This window comes from Aequorivita sp. CIP111184, assembly GCF_900489465.1.
Taxonomy (GTDB): Bacteria; Bacteroidota; Bacteroidia; order Flavobacteriales; family Flavobacteriaceae; genus Aequorivita.
The window spans coordinates 134032-159053 of sequence record NZ_UEFQ01000030.1; the positions used below are offsets into that span (position 1 = coordinate 134032).

Annotated in this window: 22 protein-coding genes; 11 read left to right on the plus strand and 11 right to left on the minus strand. The window is 35.6% G+C overall.

Annotated features, from left to right (window positions below; translation table 11 throughout):
- Position 1: 1 nt before the first annotated feature.
- The 5 genes from AEQU1_RS15080 to AEQU1_RS15100 all read left to right on the plus strand — a co-directional run bounded on the left by AEQU1_RS15080 (position 2) and on the right by AEQU1_RS15100 (position 4609).
- Positions 2-1924 carry a BatA domain-containing protein gene (locus tag AEQU1_RS15080; RefSeq protein ID WP_111882426.1) on the plus strand — a complete coding sequence of 641 codons (1923 nt, stop codon included), beginning with the start codon at positions 2-4 and terminating at the stop codon, positions 1922-1924.
- Positions 1921-3177 (plus strand): dihydroorotase family protein, encoded by a 1257-nt coding sequence (locus tag AEQU1_RS15085; protein WP_111882428.1) that lies wholly within the window; start codon positions 1921-1923, stop codon positions 3175-3177. The genes AEQU1_RS15080 and AEQU1_RS15085 overlap by 4 nt, the downstream gene beginning before the upstream one ends.
- Positions 3177-3497, plus strand: a complete 321-nt coding sequence (locus tag AEQU1_RS15090; protein ID WP_111882430.1) for a hypothetical protein — start codon at positions 3177-3179, stop codon at positions 3495-3497. The genes AEQU1_RS15085 and AEQU1_RS15090 overlap by 1 nt, the downstream gene beginning before the upstream one ends.
- Before the next feature lie 51 nt (positions 3498-3548).
- Positions 3549-3872, plus strand: a complete 324-nt coding sequence (locus AEQU1_RS15095) for a DUF4870 domain-containing protein (protein ID WP_111882431.1) — start codon at positions 3549-3551, stop codon at positions 3870-3872.
- A gap of 77 nt (positions 3873-3949) precedes the next feature.
- Positions 3950-4609, plus strand: a complete 660-nt coding sequence (locus AEQU1_RS15100) for an alpha/beta hydrolase (RefSeq protein WP_111882433.1) — start codon at positions 3950-3952, stop codon at positions 4607-4609.
- A 5-nt stretch (positions 4610-4614) separates the two neighbouring features.
- On the opposite strand, the gene AEQU1_RS15105 is transcribed toward AEQU1_RS15100, so the two are convergent.
- Both AEQU1_RS15105 and AEQU1_RS15110 read right to left on the minus strand, forming a co-directional pair.
- Positions 4615-5109 carry a hypothetical protein gene (locus AEQU1_RS15105; RefSeq protein ID WP_111882435.1) on the minus strand — a complete coding sequence of 165 codons (495 nt, stop codon included), beginning with the start codon at positions 5107-5109 and terminating at the stop codon, positions 4615-4617.
- Between the two features lie 2 nt (positions 5110-5111).
- Entirely contained in the window at positions 5112-5888 is a 777-nt protein-coding gene (locus AEQU1_RS15110; RefSeq protein WP_111882437.1) for an MBL fold metallo-hydrolase, read from the minus strand.
- Between the two features lie 79 nt (positions 5889-5967).
- On the opposite strand from AEQU1_RS15110, the gene AEQU1_RS15115 reads away from it, so the two are divergent.
- Entirely contained in the window at positions 5968-7422 is a 1455-nt protein-coding gene (locus AEQU1_RS15115) for a TonB-dependent receptor (protein WP_111882438.1), read from the plus strand.
- On the opposite strand, the gene bcp is transcribed toward AEQU1_RS15115, so the two are convergent.
- Positions 7419-7871: a thioredoxin-dependent thiol peroxidase gene (bcp, locus tag AEQU1_RS15120; RefSeq protein ID WP_111882440.1), complete on the minus strand. Its 453-nt coding sequence runs from the start codon at positions 7869-7871 to the stop codon at positions 7419-7421. The two genes, AEQU1_RS15115 and bcp, sit on opposite strands and share 4 nt — an antisense overlap.
- Positions 7872-7900: 29 nt before the next feature.
- On the opposite strand from bcp, the gene nth reads away from it, so the two are divergent.
- Positions 7901-8560: an endonuclease III gene (gene nth / locus AEQU1_RS15125; RefSeq protein WP_111882479.1), complete on the plus strand. Its 660-nt coding sequence runs from the start codon at positions 7901-7903 to the stop codon at positions 8558-8560.
- Between the two features lie 63 nt (positions 8561-8623).
- On the opposite strand, the gene AEQU1_RS15130 is transcribed toward nth, so the two are convergent.
- Positions 8624-8776 carry a hypothetical protein gene (locus AEQU1_RS15130; RefSeq protein ID WP_181566797.1) on the minus strand — a complete coding sequence of 51 codons (153 nt, stop codon included), beginning with the start codon at positions 8774-8776 and terminating at the stop codon, positions 8624-8626.
- A 56-nt stretch (positions 8777-8832) separates the two neighbouring features.
- Entirely contained in the window at positions 8833-9417 is a 585-nt protein-coding gene (locus AEQU1_RS15135) for an RNA polymerase sigma factor (protein WP_111882442.1), read from the minus strand.
- A gap of 256 nt (positions 9418-9673) precedes the next feature.
- Between AEQU1_RS15135 and uvrA the strand changes: the two genes are divergently transcribed.
- Both uvrA and AEQU1_RS15145 read left to right on the plus strand, forming a co-directional pair.
- A complete protein-coding gene (gene uvrA / locus AEQU1_RS15140; RefSeq protein ID WP_111882481.1) occupies positions 9674-12451 on the plus strand; it encodes an excinuclease ABC subunit UvrA in 2778 nt (925 codons plus the stop codon).
- A 281-nt stretch (positions 12452-12732) separates the two neighbouring features.
- On the plus strand, positions 12733-13881 hold the full coding sequence (locus tag AEQU1_RS15145; RefSeq protein ID WP_111882443.1) for a hypothetical protein: 1149 nt from the start codon (positions 12733-12735) through the stop codon (positions 13879-13881).
- A 61-nt stretch (positions 13882-13942) separates the two neighbouring features.
- Here the strand turns inward: AEQU1_RS15145 and AEQU1_RS15150 are convergent, their stop codons facing one another.
- The 3 genes from AEQU1_RS15150 to AEQU1_RS15160 form a co-directional block, all read right to left on the minus strand.
- A complete protein-coding gene (locus tag AEQU1_RS15150; protein ID WP_111882445.1) occupies positions 13943-15229 on the minus strand; it encodes a glycosyltransferase family 4 protein in 1287 nt (428 codons plus the stop codon).
- On the minus strand, positions 15230-17665 hold the full coding sequence (locus AEQU1_RS15155) for a YfhO family protein (RefSeq protein ID WP_111882446.1): 2436 nt from the start codon (positions 17663-17665) through the stop codon (positions 15230-15232).
- A 155-nt stretch (positions 17666-17820) separates the two neighbouring features.
- The gene (locus AEQU1_RS15160) at positions 17821-18084 is read right to left on the minus strand and encodes a DUF4834 family protein (RefSeq protein ID WP_309300268.1); all 264 of its coding nucleotides are present in this window, start codon (positions 18082-18084) and stop codon (positions 17821-17823) included.
- A 106-nt stretch (positions 18085-18190) separates the two neighbouring features.
- On the opposite strand from AEQU1_RS15160, the gene AEQU1_RS15165 reads away from it, so the two are divergent.
- Complete coding sequence (locus AEQU1_RS15165; protein ID WP_111882450.1) at positions 18191-19171, plus strand: transporter; 981 nt, start codon at positions 18191-18193, stop codon at positions 19169-19171.
- Positions 19172-19177: 6 nt separating this feature from the next.
- Positions 19178-20296 (plus strand): GNAT family N-acetyltransferase, encoded by a 1119-nt coding sequence (locus AEQU1_RS15170; protein ID WP_111882451.1) that lies wholly within the window; start codon positions 19178-19180, stop codon positions 20294-20296.
- 57 nt (positions 20297-20353) lie between these two features.
- Here AEQU1_RS15170 and AEQU1_RS15175 read toward each other — a convergent pair whose 3' ends face one another.
- The 3 genes from AEQU1_RS15175 to AEQU1_RS15185 all read right to left on the minus strand — a co-directional run bounded on the left by AEQU1_RS15175 (position 20354) and on the right by AEQU1_RS15185 (position 25018).
- Complete coding sequence (locus tag AEQU1_RS15175; RefSeq protein ID WP_111882453.1) at positions 20354-21613, minus strand: aminotransferase class I/II-fold pyridoxal phosphate-dependent enzyme; 1260 nt, start codon at positions 21611-21613, stop codon at positions 20354-20356.
- 153 nt (positions 21614-21766) lie between these two features.
- The gene (locus AEQU1_RS15180) at positions 21767-22804 is read right to left on the minus strand and encodes a PLP-dependent cysteine synthase family protein (RefSeq protein ID WP_111882454.1); all 1038 of its coding nucleotides are present in this window, start codon (positions 22802-22804) and stop codon (positions 21767-21769) included.
- A 78-nt stretch (positions 22805-22882) separates the two neighbouring features.
- Positions 22883-25018 carry a S9 family peptidase gene (locus tag AEQU1_RS15185; protein WP_111882456.1) on the minus strand — a complete coding sequence of 712 codons (2136 nt, stop codon included), beginning with the start codon at positions 25016-25018 and terminating at the stop codon, positions 22883-22885.
- Positions 25019-25022 lie beyond the last annotated feature (4 nt).

Here is a 25022-nt window from a genome sequence, read left to right on the forward strand (position 1 = left end):
AATGCAGTTCAAAAACCCAGAAATTCTTTACTTTCTTTTCCTACTGCTCATCCCTATATTTATTCATCTTTTTCAACTTCGCCGTTTTCAAAAAGTAGAATTCACTAATGTTGCTTTTCTTAAAAAAGTGACTATTCAAACCCGAAAGAGTTCACAACTCAAAAAATGGCTCACTTTGTTGATACGTATGTTGGCGTTGGCATCTATAATCATTGCTTTTGCACAACCCTTCACTGCTTCAAAAACAGCATTGAATACAAAAAAAGAAACCGTTTTCTATATTGATAATTCGTTCAGTATGCAAGCGAGGGGTGCAAAAGGACCACTGTTGGAACGGGCTTTACAGGATTTATTCGATAAATCTGGTGGTGCAGAAAAATTGAGCTGGTTCACAAACAATTCTGAACGGAAAAACACATCCCCACAAGATTTTAAAAACGAAATCCTTTCAGTTAAATATTCGCAAAACCAGCTAACTCCAAACCAAGTTTTGCTGAAGGCAAATCAACTTTTTTCTAACCAAAAAGGTGTGTTTAAACGTTTAGTATATCTGTCCGATTTTCAGCAGAAAGAAGATTTTCCAGAAATTCCTGAAGATTTAATTGTAGATGCTGTGCAATTAAAACCTGCTAAAACTTCAAATATTTCTATTGATAGTGTATATGTTGCTTCAAAAAATGCTTCAACTACGCAGCTAAAAGTTATTGTTTCACAACTCGGTAATGCAACTTCGGAAGCGCCGATTTCTCTTTTCAACAAAGAAAAATTAATTGCAAAAACTGCAGTAGACTTTTCTGTAAATTCAAATGGAACCGTAACTTTTGATATCGATAATTCCGAAGAATTTATTGGTAAATTGGAACTAAACGACCCCAATTTGCCCTTTGATAATAAATTGTTTTTCAGCATCAATAAGCCTGGAAAAATAAAGGTTTTGGCTATCAATGAATCCGATGGAAATTTTCTGCGTCGTCTTTTTGAAAAAGAGGAATTCCAATTTACGCAGCAAACTTTTAAAACACTTAATTATAACGAAATTCCCGAACAAAACTTCATAGTTTTGAACGAGCTGAAAGAAATTCCTGCATCACTGGCAACTGCGCTAAAGGCTTTTAGCGACGACGGGGGAAGTGTTCTTATTATTCCAGCAGTAAAAGCAGATTTAAACAGCTACAATAATTTTTTATTACCTACGGCTTTAGGAACGCTTACGGAAGAAAAGGTTCAAGAAAAAAAAATTACAAATATTATCTTTTCGCATCCACTTTTTAAAGATGTTTTTGAAAAGGAAGTTGCAAATTTTCAATATCCAAAGGTTAATTCTTTTTATACTATTTCATCAAGTGCAACACCCGCAATTGCTTTTGAAGACAACCAACCTTTTTTACTTCAAAAGAATAATACCTATTTATTCACTTCGGCGATCAATAAAGAAAACTCAAATTTTCAGAATTCGCCTTTAGTTGTTCCCACAATTTATAATATGGCCATCCAGAGTTTGCCATTGACAGACTTGTATTATACAATTGGTACACAAAATTCTATCGCAGTTCCGGTTAAATTAGGGCCAGACGAAATTCTTACTATTAAAGACAGTACCGCAAGGTTCATCCCGCTTCAGCAAACAAAAGCCAATTACGTTTTAATGACAACAACGGACGAACCTAACAACGCGAACAATTATCAAATTGTAAAGGAAAGTGAGTTTTTGGAAAATATAAGTTATAATTTCAATAGAAATGAAAGTGAATTACAATACCTAAATATTGAAGATTGGAAAGGTGCTGAAATATATAAAACCGTAGAAGATCTTTTTGATTCTCTCACTGAAGCAAATTCCATCAATAGTTTTTGGAAATGGTTTGCTATTTTTGCACTGCTCTTTTTACTTTTTGAAATGCTTATTTTAAAATTCTACAAATGAAGATATTACTGAAATCCGCGACCATTGTTGATGCTACAAGCAAGCATCATTTAAAAAAACGGGATGTTTTAATAGAGAATGGTAAAATTTCGAAAATCGCTGTAACCATTCCATCTTCAGAAAAAGTAAAAGAGATTTCCCTGAAAAACCTTCACATTTCGCAAGGTTGGTTTGATAGTAGCGTATCCTTTGGAGAACCGGGTTTTGAAGAACGAGAAACAATAGAAAATGGTTTAAAAACTGCAGCTCTTAGCGGATTTACAAGTGTTGCTGTAAACGCCAACAGCTTTCCGGTAACAGATAGCAAGGGACATATAAAATTTTTAAAATCAAAAGCTGAAGGAAATGCTGTAAATCTCTACCCTATCGGCGCGCTCACAATGGGAAGCAAAGGGATTGATTTAGCCGAATTATACGATATGCAAAATGAAGGAGCGGTTTCATTTTATGATTACAAAAACCCGATAGCGAATGTAAATCTGCTGAAAATAGCACTTCAATACACCCAAAATTTTGAAGGATTGGTACAATCTTTTCCTTTTGAAAAATCCATTGCCCGAAACGGAATGGTAAATGAAGAAGTAAACAGCACACGCTTAGGCTTAAAAGGAATTCCAGCGCTTTCTGAAGAACTTCAAATAATACGTGATTTGTATATTTTGGAATATACCGGCGGAAAACTTCACATTCCTACAATTTCAACCAAAAAATCGGTTGCATTAATTAAAGAAGCAAAGAAAAAAGGATTAAATGTAACTTGTAGCGTTGCAATTTTCAACCTCGTTTTAACAGATGACGTTTTGGAAGGTTTTGATACAAATTACAAATTACTTCCACCCTTGCGTACCACCGATGATAATAAAGCGTTGCTAAAGGGCCTAAAAGAAGGCATTATAGATGGTGTTACAAGCGATCACAACCCGATTGATGTGGAACACAAAAAAACCGAGTTTGACCACGCCTATTTCGGAAGCATTGGCTTGGAAGGGTGTTTCGGAGTGTTAAATATGCTTTTAGGAGTCGAGCATTCAGTTACAGCGCTTACAGGGCTAAAAGAAGCTTTCAAAATTGCTTCGGAAAAAATTGAAGAGGGAAATTCTGCTGAGTTAACACTTTTCAATCCTGATGAAAACTGGGAATATTCTGAAAAAAATATTATTTCAACTTCAAAAAATGCAGCTCTTCTTGGAACAAAGCTAAAAGGAAAAACGTACGGAATCTTAGCAAATAACAAAATAGTATTAAAAAATTAATGAAGAATTCACCTGCAGGAAAATCTACCGCAATAATAGCCTACGCACCTTTTGTGGGATTTTTGATTGCATATTATATCAATAGAGATGAAAGCCATGAATTTGCAACTTGGCATATTAAAAACATGTTCGGGCTTTCCATTTTTTTTATTGTTTCGCTTATAGTGCAATCTCAAATTAATGTAAGGATCGGAGATATTTTATGGCTTGTTTGTCTTGTAATTTGGCTCTATTCTTGGACTATGGCTTTCTTCAACAAAAGGAAAGGTATCCCGTTTTTAAGTGAACTATTTCAAAAATGGTTTACTTTTTTAAATTAAAGTAATGGCTACCTTTAGCTTATAAAAATAACTAACCTAATCTCAAAAAAAATGGAAACAACTACAGACAATGGCAAAACCGTGGCCATCATTTCTTATATCACACTTATTGGATGGATAATTGCTCTTATAATGAACAACGGAAACAAGACAGCTCTAGGCTCGTTCCATGTGCGACAATCGCTTGGGATAATTTGCGTGAGCGTTATTTTAAGTATAATTATAAGTTTTGTTGGCATATCAGTCCTCAGTTGGATTGTTCAACTCGCCATAGTGGTATTTTGGCTTTTAGGATTGATAAGTGCTATTCAAGGTGAAATGAAACCCGTCCCTGTATTCGGTGAACAATTTCAAGACTGGTTTAAAGGCATTTAAAAATTTAAAATATTTTAACAAGACCTTTTATACTGAAAAAGCTTCAGTTTAAAAGGTCTTGTTTATTTTTGCAACTTATGGAAAAGCAAACTTTACTTTTAGAACATAATTATAGACCCGCTAAAAATTCTTCGGAAAATCCACCAGCTATAATAATGCTGCACGGTTTTGGGAGTGATGAAAACGATTTGTTTTCCTTCGCGAGCGAATTGCCTGAAAAATACGCTATCATTTCGTTAAAAGCACCCATCAGATTGGAACCTTACGGAAATGCTTGGTACAACATTTATTTTGATAATTCCCAAGGAAAGTTCAGTGATGATGAGCAAGCTATCGCTTCACGAGAATTAGTGACGAAATGCATTGATGAAATTGTTGAGAAATATAAAGTTGATGGCAATAATATTACACTTCTCGGTTTTAGCCAAGGCACTATTTTAGGTTTTGCCGTTGCATTGAGCTATCCTGAAAAAGTAAAAAATGTGATTGGTTTAAGCGGTTACATCAATGAAGAAATTTTAAAAGCTGGCTATTCTGAAAACGATTTCAGCAACCTCAATATATATACTTCCCACGGAAATGTTGATCAAGTAATTCCGGTGGAATGGGCTCGAAAAACACAGCCTTTTCTTAAAAAATTGAATATTGATTGTACTTATTCAGAATTTCCTGTTGGTCACGGCGTGGCACCACAAAATTTTCATGAATTAAAAAAATGGTTGGAAGAAAATGCTTAATAATTTTATTGAGGATATAAAAAAGAAGCAATTGTATTTAAAACAAGCTCCTTTTTTTCATTGAAAGAGTATTCTAAAATCATTTCGCCCCAATACTTTCCGTCAGTAAAATCTGCCAATATCCATTTGTGATTTAGAAATTTCAACTTGTTGATTTTCATATCACCATTCATACCATCAAAAGGAACCAAAGGGTTGTTGCCTTTTTCAAAATTATATTCGTAGATGGCGTCGTAAACTGTAGCTTCTACGGCAGCTGCTTCAAAACCTTGATTTTCCAAATAAGTCATTGCGTTCTCATTTCCCTGCAGGGTAAAATAATCAAGATTTATAATTTGGTTATTCAGTATTTCAATAGAATCGTTCTGTTTTTCAACTTTTACTCCAAGATTTTCAATTTTATTTTCTTGCGACTCAAAAATACTTTTTTCGTTCATGTATTGATAAATGATAAAAAGTAAAGCGAAAAAAAACAGGTACATAAAAATTTTATTCCTCATAATCAAATTGTTATAGTGAGTGTGTCAAATGCCAAATGCACGTTTTGTGGAAGTTTTTTCTCCACTTCCTCATGAAAGCCCATTATATGGCTAATGTGTGTAAAATATGTTGTTTCTGGTTTTACTTTTTGCACAAAATCAAGTGCTTCCGAAAGGTTGAAATGTGAATAGTGTTCCTCTTCACGGAGTGCATTAACCACCAAAACCTTGGTGCCTTTTATCTTTTCAATTTCTTTATCAGTAATGGTTTTCACATCTGTTAAATATGTAAAACCCTCTACTCGAAACCCTAAAACTGGAAGTTTATCGTGAAAAGCTTCAATTACAATTACTTCCTTCCCTCCTATTATAAAAGGTGTGTCTTTGTCTATTTCAATTTCTTCTACACTAGGCGCACCAGGATATTTGTTTACAGTTTCAAAAATATAGGCAAACCGTTCATGCAATGATTTAAAAACGCGTTTATGAGCATAAAAAGGCATATTGCCCTGCATAAAGTTAAAAGGTCTAATATCATCTAATCCAGCTGTATGGTCGCTATGTTCATGAGTCAATAGAATTGCATCAACTCTTGAAACATTTTCGCGCAATATTTGCTGCCTAAAATCTGGGCCGCAATCTATTACACAAGTAAAATCATCCCAACGCAATAAAACTGAAACTCTTAAACGTTTATCTTTTGGGTCTAAGCTTTTACAAACCGGGTGATTGCTACCTATTACAGGGATTCCCTGTGAAGTTCCAGTGCCGAGAAATGTAACGGTAAATGTTGAATCCATTCTCGCAAAAATACTGGTATTTTTTTTGTTTACCTATTGTATTTGCTACCTTTGTTATTAAGAAAAATAGAACGTTGCTATGCCGGAAACCATATTAGGTGACAAGGAATTTGAAAACATTCCTTCCATAAAAAGTAAGGCTTTACGAATTAATCTGAACGAAAACATTTACGGCACCTTTGCCGAAATTGGAGCCGGGCAAGAAACCGTTCGTAATTTTTTTAGAGCTGGTGGTGCATCAGGAACTATCGCTAAAACAATGTCTGCCTATGATAAAGATTTTAGCGATGCTATTTATGGCATTGAGGAAGACGGCAGATATGTAACCGAAGCACGATTAATAAAGATGCTTTCTCATGAAATAAATTTGATTGAGGAACGTATTATCCGCCAAAAGCATCCAAATAAACTATTCTTCGCCTTCGCAAATACTGTGGCTACCATAGATTTTGCAAAACAATACAAAGGCCACGGCTGGGTGGGTATTCGCTATCAAGTTGATCCAAAAGAAGCTTACAATGAAATAACCCTTCACGTTCGCTTTCACGAAAATGATGCGCAATTGCAGCAAGTTACCTTGGGAATATTGGGCGTAAATCTAATTTATGGCGCTTATTACAAATATGATCAACCTAAAAAATTGCTCCGATATTTGTACGATCATATTGATAAAGACAAGATTGAAATAGATACCATTAACTTTTCTGGTCCCCGTTTTAAAGATGTTGACAACCGTTTAATGAGTCTTCAGCTAATTAAAAATGGAATGACAGATGCGGTTATGTTTGGTTCCGATGGCCATAACATTCTTCCTGCAAGAATACTTTATAAGAAAAATATACTAGCACTTCGCGGAAGCTTTAGACCTGTAACAAAGGTTAATATTGATATGTTTGAACGTTCTTATGAAATGTTTCTAGCAGAAAACAGGGTAGAAAAAGAGCGTACCGAAGTTATTTTTGAAATCACACTTTCTAATCTTAGAGCTGAAGGAGAGATTGATGAAGAGGATTTTATGGACCGCGCAAAACTTCTTTGTTCGCTCGGGCATACAGTGATGATCTCTAATTTTCAGGAGTATTACAAACTTGTTGAATACTTCTCCCGCTATACAAAAATGCGTATGGGGCTTGCAATGGGAGTAAATAATTTGGTGGATATTTTTGATGAAAAATACTATCGTCATCTAAGTGGTGGAATTTTAGAGGCATTCGGTAAACTTTTCTTTAAAGATTTGAAAGTATATCTCTACCCAATGAAAGATCCTGAAACGGGAGAATATACCAACAGTGAGAATCTTAAAGTACATCCACGTATGAAGGAACTATATAAGTTCTTTAAATACAATGGAAAAGTCGTAGATATTACAGATTACAATCCTAAAATTCTTGACATTTTTTCACGCGAAGTCCTTTCAAAAATAGAAAATGGTGACGAAGGTTGGGAAGAAATGCTTCCAGCTGGAGTTTCTGAAATTATAAAGAACAAGCACCTTTTCAATTATAAAGGAACGGCTGAAAAAGTAGATAATTAATCTAATATTTGTGCAGCGTGATCTTTGGTTTTTACCTTATCTATTACGTTTTCAATAATTCCCTTTTCGTTTATTAAGAAGGTTTTTCGGTGAATTCCGTCAAATTCTTTCCCCATAAACTTTTTTGGGCCCCAAACTCCAAAGGCATTGATTACTTCTTTATTTTCATCAGCTAAAAGCGGAAAAGGAAAATTGTATTTCTCTCTGAAGTTTTTTTGACGTTTTTCACTATCAGCACTTACGCCTAAAAGTTCATAACCTTCTTTTTGAAGTTCGCTATAATTATCCCGAAGATTGCAAGCTTCAGCGGTACAGCCGGGAGTACTTGCTTTAGGATAGAAAAAAACAATCCATTTTTTCCCTTTATAATCTGCTGATGAAATAGTATTTCCATCTTGATCATTCACTTTAAAATCTGGGGCTTTATCACCTGCCTTTAATGTTTTCATTATCTTTATTTTTTATAAATGTACTTAAAATGACCAAGCAAGAAAAGGTAACTTTCGTTATTGATACGTTAAATAAATTATACCCGCAAGTTCCAATCCCGTTAGATCACAAAGACCCATACACATTATTGATTGCTGTTTTGCTTTCTGCCCAAAGTACAGATGTTAGAGTAAACAAGATTACACCACTTCTATTTCAAATAGCAGATAATCCGTACGATATGGTAAAACTTACTGTAGAGGAAATTAGAGAAATTATAAAACCAGTAGGGCTTTCCCCGATGAAATCAAAAGGAATTCACGGGCTTTCTGAAATTTTAATCAATAAATATAACGGACAAGTTCCAGCTGATTTTGAAGCTTTGGAATCTTTACCGGCCGTTGGTCATAAAACTGCAAGTGTCGTTATGAGCCAAGCATTCAACATTGCTGCTTTTCCTGTGGATACGCATATTCACAGATTGATGTATCGATGGGGTTTTACTAATGGTAAAAACGTAGTTCAGACTGAAAAGGATGCAAAGCGTTTGTTTCCGATAGATTTATGGAATACACTACATCTTCAAATTATATGGTATGGAAGACATTATTCTCCCGCCCGAGGATGGGATTTGGAAAAGGATATTATTACCACAAATATTGGCAGAAAAACAGTTATCAATGACTATTTGAAAAAGAAAAAGCGGTAAGTTAAATTTTTGAGATTAGATAAAAAAAACCCCGAAAAGCTAATTCCAGGGTTTCTCCAAAGTTTAGTTTAGAAGTGCTTCAAACTTCATTTTATGGTAATCTATAACACTTAAAGCCATCGAATAATCCAGAAGAAATTTTATGGTTTCTTCTTTTGGAACAAGGTTTTTATTCACGTCGTCCACCCGTGAGGTTTTAGAGTAAAATTTTTGCATAAAGCGTTTTTTTGAGGTTTATTTTCAAATAACGCAACAAAAATTATTTTATTGTATCAATTAGTTAATATAATATTATGTTTATCAATCACTTTGCGTAAATTAATCAAGGCATATCGCATTCTTCCTAACGCAGTATTGATGCTAACGCCAGTTTGCTCACTTATTTCCTTGAAACTCATGTCTTTATAGATACGCATCATTAGAACCTCTTTTTGATCGTCTGGAAGTTCTTCAATTAGCCTCCTAACGTCATTTTCAACTTGCCCTTTAATAATTTGCTTTTCAATATTTAGCGCATTATCACTTAAGACTGAAAAGATATTAAAATCGTTATTGCTTTCAAATTTTGGCATTCGGTTATTTTTTCTGAAATGATCTATAACCAAATTATGGGCGATTCGCATTACCCAAGGAAGAAATTTACCTTCTTCATTGTATGCACCTCTTTTTAAGGTTTTAATAACCTTAATAAAAGTATCCTGAAAGACATCTTCAGCGACATCCCTATCAAAAACTTTAGAATAAATAAAACTGTAGATTCTTTGCTTGTGTCGAGTTATTAACTCGCTAAGTGCAGATTCATTTCCGTTCATATAAGCGCTTACTAGAAACGCGTCAGAGCTTGTGCTTTGCTTCATATCAATACTTTTTTTAAAAAATAAACAACTATGGATTTGGTTGCTTAGTTAAAATGTTTATTTGTTAAAAGTAATGATCAGCTATAGGCAATATTTTTTTTATATGACGTTAAGAGCCGTAAATATAACAACAAAGAAATAACAAATGCAAAAAAAAGGTTAAAATTTTCATTAAAAAATAATAATAAGCTCTAAGGTGCATTGCTTAATTCGATATAGTATCTTTGCAAAAAGCTATAAAAAAGGAAAAAAGAAATTGAATACGGAAACGATAGACACAAAAAAAAACATCCTAATACAGGGTGCCAAACTACACAATCTTAAAAACATTTCGGTTGCCATACCACGCAATAAATTGGTGGTTATAACCGGACTTTCTGGTAGCGGAAAATCAAGTTTGGCATTTGACACACTTTATGCAGAAGGCCAGCGCCGTTATGTTGAAAGCCTTTCCAGTTATGCCCGACAATTTTTAGGAAGACTGGATAAGCCAAAGGTTGATTCAATAAAGGGAATTTCACCAGCCATTGCAATCGAGCAAAAAGTGAACGCCACAAACCCAAGATCAACCGTGGGTACATCTACTGAAATTTATGATTATTTGAAACTTCTTTTCACACGAATTGGGAAAACAATTTCTCCTATTTCTGGTAAAGAAGTTAAAAAAGATACCACCACAGATGTTATAAATTTCATAAAAAAAATTTCTGAAGGTGAAAAAGTGCTCCTTCTCGCCCCTATCCATTTGGAAGAAGGACGAACTATGGAAAACAAAATACAAGCACTTGCTCAACAAGGCTATTCCAGAATTAAAATTAAAGATGAAGTTTTACGTATAGATGAATTAAATGCGAAGTCTTTTCCGAAAAAAATTAACTTAGTTATTGATCGAATCATTACAAAGGATGATGAAGATTTTTATAACCGTCTTGCCGATGCTATTGAAATAGCCTTTTTTGAAGGCAAAGGAGAATTATATATTGAGGAACTCTCTTCAAAAAAAACTACAGAGTTTAACAACCGCTTTGAAGTGGATGGAATGGTCTTTTTAGAACCGAACGTGCATCTTTTTAGCTTTAACAATCCATACGGTGCTTGCCCAACCTGCGAAGGCTATGGCAATGTAATTGGTGTTGATGAGGATTTGGTTATTCCAAACACAGCTTTATCAATCTACGAAAATGCAATATTTCCTTGGCGTGGCGAAAGTATGAGTTGGTATCGGGATCAGTTAGTTAACAGTGCCTATAAATTTGATTTCCCTATTCATAAACCTTGGTTTCAACTTACCGAAGAACAAAAACAATTGGTTTGGAACGGCAATAAACATTTTGAAGGCTTAACTTCTTTCTTTTCCTATTTGGAATCGAAAAGTTATAAAATTCAAAATCGTGTGATGCTTTCGCGCTACCGAGGAAAAACCAAATGTACTACCTGTAATGGAAAACGTTTACGTCCTGAAGCCGGATACGTAAAAATAAATGGTACAGCAATTCAGGAACTTGTAGAACTGCCGTTAGACAAAGCAGCTGAATTCTTCAAAAATCTGAAACTCTCCGTCTATGATGAAAAAGTTGCAAAAAGACTCTTGTTGGAAATAAACAATCGATTGAGGTTTTTGCAAGACGTTGGTCTGGGCTATCTAACACTTAATAGAATGTCGAATACACTTTCAGGCGGAGAATCGCAGCGAATCAATTTGGCTACCTCTCTGGGAAGTAGCCTTGTTGGCTCTATGTATATTTTAGATGAACCAAGCATCGGACTTCATCCAAAAGACACCGAAAGACTTATTGTGGTTTTAAAATCCCTCCGCGATCTAGGAAATACCGTCATTGTGGTGGAGCATGATGAAGATATAATGAAAGCCGCTGATGAAATTATAGATATTGGACCAGAGGCTGGGACTTTTGGTGGCGAGGTGGTCGCACAAGGGGATTATGCTGCAATACTGAAGTCAGATTCACTGACTGCTAAATATTTGAACGGGGAAATGGAAATTGAAGTACCCAAAAAACGGCGTATTTCAAAAAACAAAGTCACTATTACAGGTGCTAGACAAAACAACTTAAAAAATATTGATGTCACTTTTCCTCTTAATATTTTCACCGCAGTTACAGGTGTTTCCGGCAGTGGGAAAAGTACGTTAGTTAAGAAAATTTTATACCCCGCCCTATCTCGTGAAATTGGAGGTTATGGAGAAAAGCCTGGCCAATTTTCTGAAATAAAGGGAGATTTTGATACAATAAAAAGTATCGAGTTTATTGATCAAAACCCCATTGGACGTTCCAGCCGAAGTAATCCTGTAACATATATTAAAGCGTATGACGATATTCGGAATTTGTATGCTTCACAAAAACTTTCGGACATTCGTGGATACAAAGCGAAACACTTTTCTTTCAACGTAGATGGCGGCCGCTGCGAAACCTGTAAAGGTGAAGGTGAAGTTACTATTGAAATGCAATTTATGGCCGATGTGCATTTAATTTGCGATGTATGCAACGGCAAACGTTTCAAAAAAGAAGTTTTGGAAGTAACTTTTCAAAATAAAAACATTGATGATATCCTCACGATGACAGTAGATGACGCTGTTGCATTTTTTGGAGAGTACAAGCAAGATAAAATAGCGGCAAAATTACAACCATTGCAGGATGTGGGACTTGGTTACGTTCAATTGGGACAAAGTTCCTCCACCCTTTCTGGAGGTGAAGCACAGCGTATCAAGCTTGCATCGTTTTTAGTAAAAGGAACTTCAAAAGAAAAGACTGTTTTCATTTTTGATGAACCCACTACGGGACTTCATTTTCACGACATTAAAAAATTGTTAGCTTCTTTTTATGCTTTATTGGATAGAGGTCATACGGTGATTGTAGTTGAGCATAACTTAGATTTGATTAAATGTGCAGACTATATTATAGATCTTGGTCCAGAAGGTGGTGAAAACGGTGGGCATGTTGTTGCCGAAGGTACTCCGGAAGAAGTTGTAAAAAGTAAAAAATCATTTACCGCTACCTATTTAAATGAAAAACTTTAAGAGATTATAAATTTTTTTGGCACAATAATTGAAAACTGTTAATTGAAAAATAAGATTTTAGTTTTTTGGTTGGTTAGTTTTTAAAATCCGTTGAAGTGTTTACCACTTCAACGGATTTTTTATTTAATAGCTTTTCAAAATAGCTGTAGTTTTTGTTAAATTCTACAAATACTACTGAAAATCAAACACTTAAAAACTTGGCACGGTCGTTGGTTGTTTATAATCGTACCCAGCTTACCAAAAAATTTAAAGCAGTACGAACCTCTTAAATTTTGAAACTTATGAAAAACATAGCATTTATTTTCAGTATCCTTTTAATGGGATTTTCAGCAAATGCAAATTCCACCGAAAGTGAAAACAACCTCAGGAGAGGTTATAATGGAGATGCTTACATCTTCGTTGAAGGCGATGTAGAATTTTCCGTTTTTCCCGATGGCCAATTCGACTTTGTATATGTTGGGCCACAAACAGGTTCACAAGTTGTGATTAATACTCCCAATGTGAATGTAAGTTTTAATTCAGGTTATGATTATGAAGCTTATGTTCAATATGATGATTACGGTGCTGTGATTCAAGTTGAAGACGTTCCAGTATATTATGATGAGTATGGACGTATCGTTCAAGCGGGAAATGTAGATATTCAATATAACGACAGAAGAGTTGTTCGCGTTGGTGGTCTTCACGTAATATATAATAACTACGGTTATTTTTCACATAGCACAGGTGTTATAAATGTTTTCAATCCATATTATGTATACCGCCCTTGGCATGCTTATTATGCGAGGCCTATTTACAACCATTGTGTAGTATATGATATGCCTTACAGAAGATATTACAGCCCTGTTAGATACAGTTACCACGATCACGTGGTGTACTACAAAAAAAGAAATCACGTAGCTTATCACAATGGCCGTAGGGATTTCTATCGCCCAGGTAGCCGTGTTTATGATAAAAAAGGAAGAGCTTCCGTAAATAAAGATTATAATCCTAACAGAACAAACACAATGGTTGCCTCTAACAATGGACGCAACAATAGCTCAATCCGAAAAAATAATGTGCGAAGTAATACAGTTACAAGAAGTAGCAGTACCAACAGTAAAGGAGCTACAAGAGTTGACCGAAATACCCGCAATTCCGGAAACGTTTCTCGTACTAATACCATTACTTCTCGAGGAGGTAACACATCGCGCTCAAATGATTCAAAAAAGGTGTCAACTGATAGAACAGTTCAGAAACAACAAACACGATCTGTTTCTTCAAATAGTAAAAATAGTTCGGCAAAAAGAAATACAACACAGGCTCCCAAGAGAGAAACGGCGAGCCGCAGTACAGTAAATAAGTCCAGCGCTCCATCACGAGGTAATTCAAGTGCAAAAACTTCAAGAAGTAGTTCCGCAAAGGAAACTAGCTCACGAGGAGGACGCGGATAAAAATAGTTTTTTGGTTGGTTGGTTAAACCTCCGTGATTTGCTTTTGGCGGAGATCGGGGGTTTACTTTTTTAAACTTAGAATTAAGGATGACATTCGTTTTGTCAATTCTTTTCTGCTGTATTTCTCAATACCTTCAGAAGCAATTTTTAAATCTCCATTTTGAAAATGTTCATAGAGACGAAGGATTTCAAGCTTTAATTCATCATCATCCCAATAGCTGAAAAAAGTACCAGATTTAGTTTTAGAAATAATTTCTTCAATATCACTTTCCTTTGGTCCGAATGCAATAATTGGGCGTTTGGCGGCTAAATACTCAAAAAGTTTTCCGGGAATAATAGCCCGAGTTTCGGCGCTATTTATTTCTACTAATAATAGTACTTGACTTTGATGCTGCAATTTTATAGCTTCTTGATGAGAAACATAACCCAAAAATTCACAATTTGAAAATAGCTTAAAACTTTCAAGACTTTTCTTTACTTCTTCACTTACCGCACCAGCAAATTTAAGTCGCAAATCATTTTTGAAGGAATTATTTTCTTTGCAAATTTCAGCAAGCACTTTCCACAAAACTTCGGGATTTCGTTCACTTAAAAGCGAACCTATATGTGAGATAGAAAAGCTTTTATCCTTTTCAAAATGGATTTCTTCCAAAGTATCGTAACCATTTGTAATAACTTCAATGGGAGTTTCGGTAATCATTTCAAACTCCTTCTTTGTGGTCGGGCTGGTTACAGTGATTATGTCTGCCAGTTTTAATACCGATGCTTCCAACTCTTTGTGTTTTCGTTCCGAAGATTTGTTTAAGCGAAGTGATTTGTGATAATGGATCGTAGTCCATGGGTCGCGAAAATCTGCAATCCATTTTACGTTTAGATTTTTTTGAAGTTGCATCCCAATTAAATGAAGGCTGTGCGGCGGACCGGTAGTTATTACAACATCCACAGGATTTTTAGCAATATATTCTGAAAGAAATGCAACGGAAGGTTTTACCCAACCCACGCGTGCATCGGGTATGAAAAAATTACCGCGAACGTAGAGCATCAACTTTTCCATTGCAGAAGCTTCCTTTTTTGAAATAATGCCACTGCTTATTTGCTTAGTTTTCTTTTTTGAAAATAGCTTTGCGAAACGATACGGCTCGCTTATAGGCTGTTTTATAACTTCAATATCAACAGGGATTTCAGAAGAAAAATTTTCATCAATCAAGGGATAGTTTGGGTTTTCCGGGACGTAGACTATAGGTTCCACACCAAATTCTCGAAAATATTTTACAAACTTTAACCATCGCTGTACGCCTGGACCGCCCGCTGGAGGCCAATAATATGTAATAATTAGGGCGCGCTTCATTTATTCTTTCAATTCTTTTTTTCGAAAGGCGAAATACAAGCCGCTCAATAAAATTAAGAGAAAAATAATACTGCTAATTAAAGAGATGGTACTTCCTGTTTGAATTACTTTCGGCTCAAATTTGAACTCTATTTTATTATTTCCGGATGGAATTACCATTGCTCTTAAAACATAATCAGCACGAAAATATTCCGCAGGTTTACCATTGATGTATGCATTCCAGCCTTTTGAATAATAAACTTCTGAAAAGACCGCCAATTGAGCTGATTTTGTGGAAGCTTCGTAAACCAGGTGATTCGGTTGGTAACTGAAAAGTTCAATGGTCGCAGTGCTATCCCTCTCAATTTTTTTACTTGGTATTTTTGAAAGGAACTCCTTATTTATAATCGCAGTTTTTTTGGTATCCAAACTGTCTAAAAGCTGAATTTCTTCATTTGCATTCTCAGCTGGTTGCACATTTTCAACAAACCAAGCATCGCCATTGGCATATGGGTTGCGCTGTGCCACTGGGCCGCCATTTTTGTTTTGGGTAATAATGTAACGAACGTTCATCATATTAAGAATCCCAATATTTCCTTTGCTTATATAAAATTCAAATAAATCTTGCATTCTGCCAGGCTTCGCAGCATGATAACCTCCCAACGCGTTGTGATAATAACTTGCGCGCCCACTATTAAATGCATTTGTGGAAGCATCGTAAACACGGTAATGGCCATCATCCTTCAAAATCTGTTCATCTGCACCATTTTTTTGAAAAGGTTCATCTACTAATTTAGCTTGTACAAAATCATCCTCGTTAACGTATCTTCTATCAACACCTACTAAATCAATTAATACCAAAACACACAACGCGGCAACTGCAAATCCTTTTTTCAGTTTTCCTTTCATAAAAAACCATAAAACAGCAGCGGTTAAAAGTACAAATATCAAAGAACGGATTGCATCAGAAGTGAACAGTGACATTCTATCTTCGCGAATGGTGTCTAAAAAAGGAAGTCCCATTTCATCCCTAAAATAGCTATCGTACGGACTTGCAAAATCAAATAAAGCTGACTTAAACAGAATAAACAATAATGTAATTCCCCCCACAATTCCCGTGGACCAAAGCAAAGCTTTTTTCTTTTCTTCCTCTCTTTCAAAATGACTAAAAAAGTGATGCAGGCCAACGATGGCAAGTATAGGAAGAATCAATTCAATAATCACTTGTATAGAAGAGACGGCTCGAAATTTATTGTAGATCGGTATATAATCAATAAAAAACTCTGTGAGACCACTAAAGTTTTTTCCCCACGACAAAAGCAGTATTAAAACGAAAGTGGAAACCGTCCACCATTTCAATCTTCCTCGTATTAAAAATAGGGCCAAAACGGCTAGAAAAATCATAATTGCACCAATATATGCAGGAGCACCTACAAAACTTTGATCCCCCCAATACATCGGTATTTGGCTCAAAACATTGTTAGCTTCCTGTGAAGAAGCTCCCATACGCATTAAACTTTCAACTGTTTTTGAATCCTTTGGAAATGCTTCCGAAGAGCTACCGCCCATAAAACGAGGAATGAAAAGATTGAAACTTTCCAGCCTTCCATAACTATACTCAGTAATGTAATCGAAATCGAGTCCGGTTTTATTATCCTTCGGCGTTCCATCTGCATTTATGGTCAGTTCTGTTTTGCCTCGCGTAGAAGTATCTGCATATTCCTTGGTTGATAAAATATTTGTGGCATTCAGACCAACGGCTATCAAGACTCCTCCAGCCATTATACCAACCGCTTTAAAGTAATGCGGAAGCACCTTTTTTCTGAAGGCATCAATCAAATAAACGATACCTATTATTACTACCAAAAGCATTAAATAGTACGTCATTTGGAAGTGGTTTGCTACCAATTCCAATCCCATAGAAACCGTCAGCAGTAAAAAACCCCAAAGATATTTTCCTCGAAATGTAAGAAAAATTCCACTTAAAACAAACGGCATATAAGCTATTGCGTGTGCTTTTGCGTTATGACCAACGCCTAAAATAATTATTAAATACGTAGAAAAACCGAATGCCAAAGCACCGAGAAAAGCCAATTTATAATCAACTTTAAGCACTAAAAATAGAATATACATTCCAATAAAATAAAGGAACAGATAGTCCGCAGGTCTGGGCAAAAAGCGAATGGCCAGATCGAGTTGTTTAATGTAATTGTTTGGATATTTTGCGCCTAATTGGTAGGTTGGCATTCCGCCAAAAGCCCCATCAGTCCAATAGGTTTCTTCACCTGTTTCATTTCGGAAATCGTTTTGTTGTTTTGCCATTCCGGTGTATTGTACAATATCACTTTGGAATATTTTTTTTCCCTGCAAAACAGGATTAAAATATGCCAAGGATGCAACGATAAATAAAATAAAAACAACTAAATGGGGAAGAAATTTTTTATAGTTGGACTGCATAATTTTACTTGTAAATATGAAGTGGGGAAATTAGGGCTTTTTTTGGAAACACGAACCACGGCTAAAAGGAAACACGAACCACGACTTTTTGATATACGACTAAAAAAAATGTCTATAAGTCGTGATTCAAAAAAATCGTGGTTCAAGCGTCAAATTTATTCCACTTCCTCAAATTCCACATATTCTCCAACTTTTTTGCTGGATTGCGAATTTTGGGCTGGATTTTTATCAATGGTTATACTTCCCTCCTTCTCGCGCTGCGAATTCATATTTGAATTGTTTCCAAAAAACTGCTCAAACTGTTGCCCAGCTTTTTTCGAAATATAGCGCATTAAATAAGGAGTTGCGAGCCTAATTAAAAACTTAAGCCCAAAATATACCAAAAGAATGATTAATATCGTTTTTAGGAATGTCATCATAACGGTCAAATTATTTCCAAAAATAAGGATTGGTGCATAAAAAGACGAATATTCACTATTAAATTAATGGTAAAATCTTATATCTTTGAACTAAACCCAGCATTCCATGAACGTTAAACTTCCCTTTCTATTCCTACTCTGTTTTATAACCTATTTAAATGCTTCTGCACAATATACCGAAATGATTAATACCAATCGCCCGGGCGGATCGCAAGGAGCGTTTTCGGTAGGTACTAATGTGCTTCAGGTTGAAACTGGGTTCAGTTACGGAAAAGAAAAACACGAACTTTTAAAAACCGAGACAAATGGCTTAGCCATAGACTATTCCATTCGATATGGTTTTTGGAAGGAAAGGCTAGAAGTAAGTCTTATGGGCGAATATCAATCTAATAAAATTACAGATAATCGTTCTGCAGTATCACGGGAATACAAACTTTCTAATTTCAAAAGCAACACTCTTGGAGCCAAATATTTAATTTACGATCCCTATAGAAAACGTGATCTTGAAGGCCCCAATCTTTATAGCTGGAAAGCTAATAATAGAACTCAATGGGCAGATTTAATTCCAGCTATTTCAATCTACGCAGGTGCTAACTTTGATTTTGCCGATAATCCTTTCACGCCAGAAGTTGAAAGCACCATCAGCCCGAAATTAGTTCTTTCAACTCAAAATAACTTTATTGGCGGGTGGGTTTTTGTAACCAATATTATTGTAGATCGTGTTACTACAGATTTTCCAACGTATGGTTATATTCTTACACTCACACACGCAACTAACCGTTATTTTTCTGTTTTTCTCGAAAATCAAGGACTGAAAAGTGATTTCTATTCAGACCAATTACTTCGTGGGGGTGCTGCGGCATTGCTCAACCAAAATTTACAAGTGGATCTTTCGCTAACGTACAGTTTTAAAGATACACCTTCAAAATTTTATGGTCGTGTTGGTATGGCTTATCGCTTTGATATGCACAACAAGGATGAATATTTAGAAGATAAGGTAAACAAAGAGTTAGATGAAAAAGAGAAGAAAGATAAAAAGCAGGAACGTCAAGAAGAATTAACTCCAGAAGATAACGGCGAACAATAGTATTATATGATTACTGTAAAACAAACCACCTCTAAAAGTGATCTTAAAAAATTTATCACTTTCCCCTTTAAGCTATACAAAGACAGCAAATATTGGGTTCCATCTCTTATTAAAGACGAAATGGAAACCTTGGATATTAAAGAAAATCCTGTTTTCAAAAATGCCGAAGCTTGGTATTATTTGGCTTATAAAAATGATAAAATTGTAGGTAGGATTGCAGTTATTTTAAATCACCTTGAAATAAACGAACAAGGAAAGAAAAAAATCCGCTTCGGTTGGCTGGATATGGTGGACGATATTGAGGTAACCAAAGCACTGCTTGAAAAAGCCTACGAAAAAGGTCGCGAACACAATTTAGAATATGCTGAAGGCCCCGTGGGTTTCAGCAATATGGAAAAAGCTGGAATCCTCACTATGGGTTTTGAAGAAATGAATACTATGATTACTTGGTATCATTATCCCTATTACGCCCAGCATTTGGAAACACTTGGTTATGAAAAACAGGCTACTTGGGTGGAGTACAGATTAAGAATCCCAGAAGAAATTTTTGAAAAGGTGGCGAAATTTTCTAAAATTATACGGGAACGCTATAAACTTTCCGTGATTCGTTTTAAGGATAAAAAAGAAATTCTACCTTATGTAGATGCTATGTTTGGTCTGTTGAATAAAACATATGACAATCTTCAAACTTTTGTACCCATTCAGCAATATCAAATTGATTATTACAAAAAGAAATATTTCAGTTTCATTCACCCAGATTACATTTGTTGTATAAAAGATGAAACCGGGAAATTGATTGCTTTTTCCATCGTGATGCCTTCTTTCTCAAAAGCATTGAAAAAAGCAAACGGAAAACTGTTTCCAATTGGCTGGAATTATATACTAAAAGCACAGAAAAAAAATGATACTGCTGCTTTCTATTTAATAGGAATTGACCCCGAATATCAAGGAAAAGGAGTTACTGCAATTATTTTTGAAGAAATGCAGTATCTCTTTAATTCGAAAGGAATTCACACTGTTGAAACCAATCCAGAATTAAAGGAAAATACTGCGGTGCAATTGCTTTGGAAGGATTACAATCCTGTGCAGCATAAAGAGCGGAGTACTTTTAGGAAAAATATTTAAAAAAAATCCACCTCAAAAAGGTGGATTTTTCAATATATAAATATTTAGAATTTAAATTTACTCTCCCATCGCCGCCGCAACAGCCGCAGAAAGACGTTTGTAGGTTCCATTCTCCAATCTTTCACGGATCGCTGAAAAAGCTTCCAAAGTCTCTTCAATGTCCTGTAAGTTGTGTGAAGCCGTTGGAATCATTCTTAAAAGAATCAATCCTTTAGGAATTACTGGGTAAACAACGATTGAACAGAAAATTCCGTGGTTTTCACGAAGGTCTTTTACCAATGCCATCGCTTCTGGAATACTTCCCTTCAAATATACTGGTGTTACGCAGCTTTGCGTTGTTCCAATATCAAAACCTCTCTTTTTAAGTCCGCCTTGCAATGCATTTACATTTTCCCAAAGTTTTTCTTTCAATTCGGGCATTGTGCGAAGCATATCCAAACGCTTCAATGCACCTTCAACTAAAACCATCTGTAATGATTTTGCAAACATTTGTGAACGCAGATTGTATTTTAGGTAATTCATTATTTCCTCATCACCTGCAATAAATGCTCCTGTGCTTGCCATTGACTTTGCAAAAGTGGCAAAATACACATCAATTCCATCCTGCACGCCTTGCTCCTCACCTGCTCCGGCTCCTGTTTTACCAAGTGTTCCAAAACCGTGCGCATCATCTACAAAAAAGCGAAATTTGTATTTTTTCTTAAGTTCAATAATCTCTTTCAATTTTCCTTGCTCACCGCGCATTCCGAAAACACCTTCAGAAATAAGAAGAATTCCTCCTCCTGTTTTTTCAGCAACCTTAGTAGCGCGCTGAAGGTTTTTTTCGATACTTTCCATATCGTTATGCCTGTAAGTAAAGCGTTGCCCCAAATGAAGACGAACCCCATCAATAATGCAAGCGTGGGCATCAACATCATAAACAATAACGTCATCCTTTGAAACTAATGCATCAATAGTTGAAACCATTCCCTGGTAACCAAAATTTAGAAGGTAAGCTGCTTCTTTACTTACAAATGCCGCAAGTTCTCGTTGAAGCTGCTCGTGCAGATCAGTATGGCCGCTCATCATTCGAGCGCCCATTGGATAGGCAGATCCCCATTTTGCACCTGCTTCCGCATCTACTTTTCTAACTTCGGGATGATTTGCAAGGCCTAAATAATCATTGATACTCCAAGTGATTACATCTTTGCCTTTAAATTTCATTCTGTTGGAAATAGGACCTTCCAGTTTTGGGAAAACAAAATAGCCTTCCGCTTGTTCGGCCCATTTTCCCAACGGGCCCTTATCTTTATAGATTTTATCGAATAAATCTTTCATTAAATCTTTTGTTAAAAATGTGGGACAAAATTAATTAAATTATAATAAGATTTTGGATTTTGTGCATTAGATTTTAGATTGTAATAATCTTATTACGAAAAAATCCCGAAAGCGTATCGCTAACGGGATTTTTTCTATTTTATAAACACCATTTTACTTTATGTATTCTATTTGTTGAATTTCTGCAGTTTCAGAATCAAAAAATCCTTGCTGGCTCATCCATTCATCATTGTAAATTTTACTCATGTAGCGTGAACCGTGGTCAGGAAAGATGACAACAATATTACTATTTTCATCAAATTCGCCTTCTTCCTCAAGTTGCTTTATTCCTTGCATTGCAGCGCCACTAGTGTAACCTACAAATAATCCTTCCGTTTTAGCAAGTTCACGAGCTGTATGTGCGCTGCTCTCATCGGTTACTTTTTCAAATTTGTCAATTATATTGAAATCTGTAGCAGTTGGAATCAAGTTTTTACCCAAACCTTCAATGCGATATGGATAAATTTCATTTGCATCAAACTCTTTTGTTTGGTGATATTTTTGAAGAACTGAGCCGTAAGCGTCAATTCCTATTACTCTAATATTTGGATTTTGCTCTTTTAAGAAACGAGCAGTTCCAGAGATTGTTCCTCCTGTTCCGCTACAAGCTATTAAATGAGTGATTTTTCCGGCAGTTTGTTCCCAAATTTCGGGACCTGTAGATTGGTAATGCGCATCAATATTCAATTCATTAAAATATTGATTAATATAAACCGAACCTTTAATTTCGCTATGTATTTTTTTTGCTATTTCGTAATATGAACGCGGATCATCAGCGCTAACGTGAGCAGGACATACATAAACCTTGGCACCCATAGTTTTAAGCATATCAATTTTATCTGCCGAAGATTTTGAGCTTACTGCCAAAATACAATCATAACCTTTAATGATGCTCACCATTGCAATACTGAAACCTGTGTTTCCACTGGTGGTTTCAATAATAGTATCGCCAGGTTTTAGAATGCCTTTTTTCTCGGCTTCTTCAATAATATAAAGTGCAATGCGGTCTTTGGTAGAATGTCCGGGGTTGAATGCTTCAACCTTTGCGAAATAATTACCCTTCATTTTCTGGGTAATCTTATTAAGCTTTATTAATGGCGTGTTGCCTATTAGTTCCAACACGTTATTATAGGCTTTTATTTCTTCTTTCATAAAGAGGTAGTTCGTTATAAAAAATACTCAGCTTGAAACTGAATTTTTCAACCGGACAAAGGTAAGGAAATATTTTTATTACTCAGTGATTCCTTCCAAATCCAATAAAAAGGCGTAATCCATAGCGACTTCCTTCAATGCTTCAAAACGCCCGGAAGCTCCGCCGTGGCCTGCATCCATATTGGTTTGCAAAAGAACAGTATTTTTGTCGGTTTTTAAATCTCTTAGCTTGGCAACCCATTTTGCTGGTTCCCAATATTGTACTTGGCTGTCGTGTAAGCCTGTTGTAACAAGCATATTTGGATATTCTTTTGCCACTACATTATCATACGGTGAATAACTTTTCATATAATTATAATAATCTACTTCATTTGGGTTTCCCCATTCGTCATATTCACCTGTAGTCAGTGGAATTGAATCATCAAGCATTGTAGTTACAACATCAACAAAGGGAACAGAAGCAATAACGCCATGATATAGTTCAGGCGCCATATTCACAATAGCTCCCATTAAAAGCCCGCCAGCAGAACCTCCAGAAGCGTAAAGGTGTTCTTTGGAAGTATAACCTTCGGCTATCAAATATTTTGATGCATCAATAAAATCGGTAAATGTGTTCTTCTTTTTCAGCAGTTTCCCATCCTCATACCATTGTCTGCCCATATACTCCCCACCGCGAACATGCGCGATTGCAAATATAAACCCACGGTCTAAAAGACTTAAGCGTACCGATGAAAAATAAGGATCAATTGTAGCGCCGTATGATCCGTAGCCATAAATTAGCAACGGATTTTTCCCGTCTTTTTTTATTCCCTTTCTATAAATTACCGACATCGGAATTTTTGTTCCATCTGCGGCTGTTGCCCATAAACGTTCGGTTTCATAATTATCTTTATCAAATTTGCCACCCAAAACTTCGGTTTCTTTCAAAAGCGTCTTTTCTTTGGTTTCCATATTGAAATCAATCACAGAAGCTGGCGTATTTAAAGAATTATAGCCATATCGCAATATTTTTGTGTCAAATTCAGGATTCTGGGTTGCGAATGCCGTATACGTTTCATTGTCGAAGGGAAGATAATAATCTGTATCTCCCTTCCATTTTTTTATACGAATTTTTGTTAGACCGTTGTTTCGCTCGCTGATTACCAAATAATCTTTGAAAATATCTATATCTTCAAGCAGAACGTCGTTGCGATGCGGAATCATATCAACCCAATTTTCTTTGGAAGTTTTGTCTTCCGACGTTTTCATCAGTTTAAAATTGAGCGCTTTGTCTTTATTGGTCAAAATATACCAATTGTTTCCATAATGCGAAATGCTATATTCCAACCCTCTTTCACGAGGTTGAAATATTTTGAATTCACCCGTTGGTTTATCAGCATCCAAAACTCTGTATTCTGAAGTAAGTGTGCTATATGAGCCGATTACGATAAATTTTTTCGACTTCGTTTTGTAAACATACGTGCCAAAAGTATCATCTTCTTCTGTGAAAATAAGTTCATCAGTTATTGGATCTGTACCTAAAGTGTGGCGGTAAATTCTATCTGCACGAAGGGTTTTATCGTCTTTTCTGGTATAAAAAAGTGTTTTGTTATCACTGCCCCAAGTTGCACTGCCGGTTGTCAATGGAATTCTTTCAGGATAGATTTCACCAGTTTTCAGGTTTTTTACAAAAATGTCATATTTTCTTCGGCTTAGGGTATCTACGCCAAAGGAAACCAAATTGTTGTCCTCTGATACATTCAAACCCGAAAGATTATAATATGAATAATCTTTCGCCATTTCGTTAACATCAAAAAGAATTTCTTCTTTTGCATCCAACGAACCTTTTTTTCGCGTGTAGATTGGGTAATCTTTTCCTGTTTGATAACGTGTTATGTAGTAATATCCGTTGAATTTATACGGAACCGATTCATCATCTTCCTTAATTCGCGCCTTCATTTCTTCAAAAAGAGCTGACTTGAACTTTTTGGTGTGTTCCGTCATTGCTTCGTAAAACGTATTTTCATCATTCAAGTAATTAATTACTTTTTCATCTTCGGGATTATTGAGCCAATAGTAATTATCAATGCGAACATCGCCATTGGCTTTTAATTCCTTGGCAATTTTTTCGGCTTTAGGGGGAGTAATTTTCATAATAACTTCTGTAGTTTCCTGCGCGTTTATTGATGCGGCAAAAGTAAGACTTGCAATTGAAACAAAGACAAATTTTTTCATAATT

Bases quoted from the DNA above. Each gene is read 5' to 3' on its own strand.
- AEQU1_RS15170 (WP_111882451.1), top strand. From the start codon at position 19,178: ATGATTACTGTAAAACAAACCACCTCTAAAAGTGATCTTAAAAAATTT.
- AEQU1_RS15080 (WP_111882426.1), top strand. From the start codon at position 2: ATGCAGTTCAAAAACCCAGAAATTCTTTACTTTCTTTTCCTACTGCTC.
- AEQU1_RS15160 (WP_309300268.1), bottom strand. From the start codon at position 18,084: ATGATGACATTCCTAAAAACGATATTAATCATTCTTTTGGTATATTTT.
- AEQU1_RS15135 (WP_111882442.1), bottom strand. From the start codon at position 9,417: ATGAAGCAAAGCACAAGCTCTGACGCGTTTCTAGTAAGCGCTTATATG.
- AEQU1_RS15155 (WP_111882446.1), bottom strand. From the start codon at position 17,665: ATGCAGTCCAACTATAAAAAATTTCTTCCCCATTTAGTTGTTTTTATT.
- AEQU1_RS15185 (WP_111882456.1), bottom strand. From the start codon at position 25,018: ATGAAAAAATTTGTCTTTGTTTCAATTGCAAGTCTTACTTTTGCCGCA.
- AEQU1_RS15180 (WP_111882454.1), bottom strand. From the start codon at position 22,804: ATGAAAGAAGAAATAAAAGCCTATAATAACGTGTTGGAACTAATAGGC.
- AEQU1_RS15105 (WP_111882435.1), bottom strand. From the start codon at position 5,109: ATGAGGAATAAAATTTTTATGTACCTGTTTTTTTTCGCTTTACTTTTT.
- AEQU1_RS15150 (WP_111882445.1), bottom strand. From the start codon at position 15,229: ATGAAGCGCGCCCTAATTATTACATATTATTGGCCTCCAGCGGGCGGT.
- AEQU1_RS15100 (WP_111882433.1), top strand. From the start codon at position 3,950: ATGGAAAAGCAAACTTTACTTTTAGAACATAATTATAGACCCGCTAAA.
- AEQU1_RS15085 (WP_111882428.1), top strand. From the start codon at position 1,921: ATGAAGATATTACTGAAATCCGCGACCATTGTTGATGCTACAAGCAAG.
- AEQU1_RS15095 (WP_111882431.1), top strand. From the start codon at position 3,549: ATGGAAACAACTACAGACAATGGCAAAACCGTGGCCATCATTTCTTAT.
- AEQU1_RS15130 (WP_181566797.1), bottom strand. From the start codon at position 8,776: ATGCAAAAATTTTACTCTAAAACCTCACGGGTGGACGACGTGAATAAA.
- AEQU1_RS15145 (WP_111882443.1), top strand. From the start codon at position 12,733: ATGAAAAACATAGCATTTATTTTCAGTATCCTTTTAATGGGATTTTCA.
- AEQU1_RS15165 (WP_111882450.1), top strand. From the start codon at position 18,191: ATGAACGTTAAACTTCCCTTTCTATTCCTACTCTGTTTTATAACCTAT.
- AEQU1_RS15115 (WP_111882438.1), top strand. From the start codon at position 5,968: ATGCCGGAAACCATATTAGGTGACAAGGAATTTGAAAACATTCCTTCC.
- AEQU1_RS15110 (WP_111882437.1), bottom strand. From the start codon at position 5,888: ATGGATTCAACATTTACCGTTACATTTCTCGGCACTGGAACTTCACAG.
- AEQU1_RS15175 (WP_111882453.1), bottom strand. From the start codon at position 21,613: ATGAAAGATTTATTCGATAAAATCTATAAAGATAAGGGCCCGTTGGGA.
- nth (WP_111882479.1), top strand. From the start codon at position 7,901: ATGACCAAGCAAGAAAAGGTAACTTTCGTTATTGATACGTTAAATAAA.
- bcp (WP_111882440.1), bottom strand. From the start codon at position 7,871: ATGAAAACATTAAAGGCAGGTGATAAAGCCCCAGATTTTAAAGTGAAT.
- AEQU1_RS15090 (WP_111882430.1), top strand. From the start codon at position 3,177: ATGAAGAATTCACCTGCAGGAAAATCTACCGCAATAATAGCCTACGCA.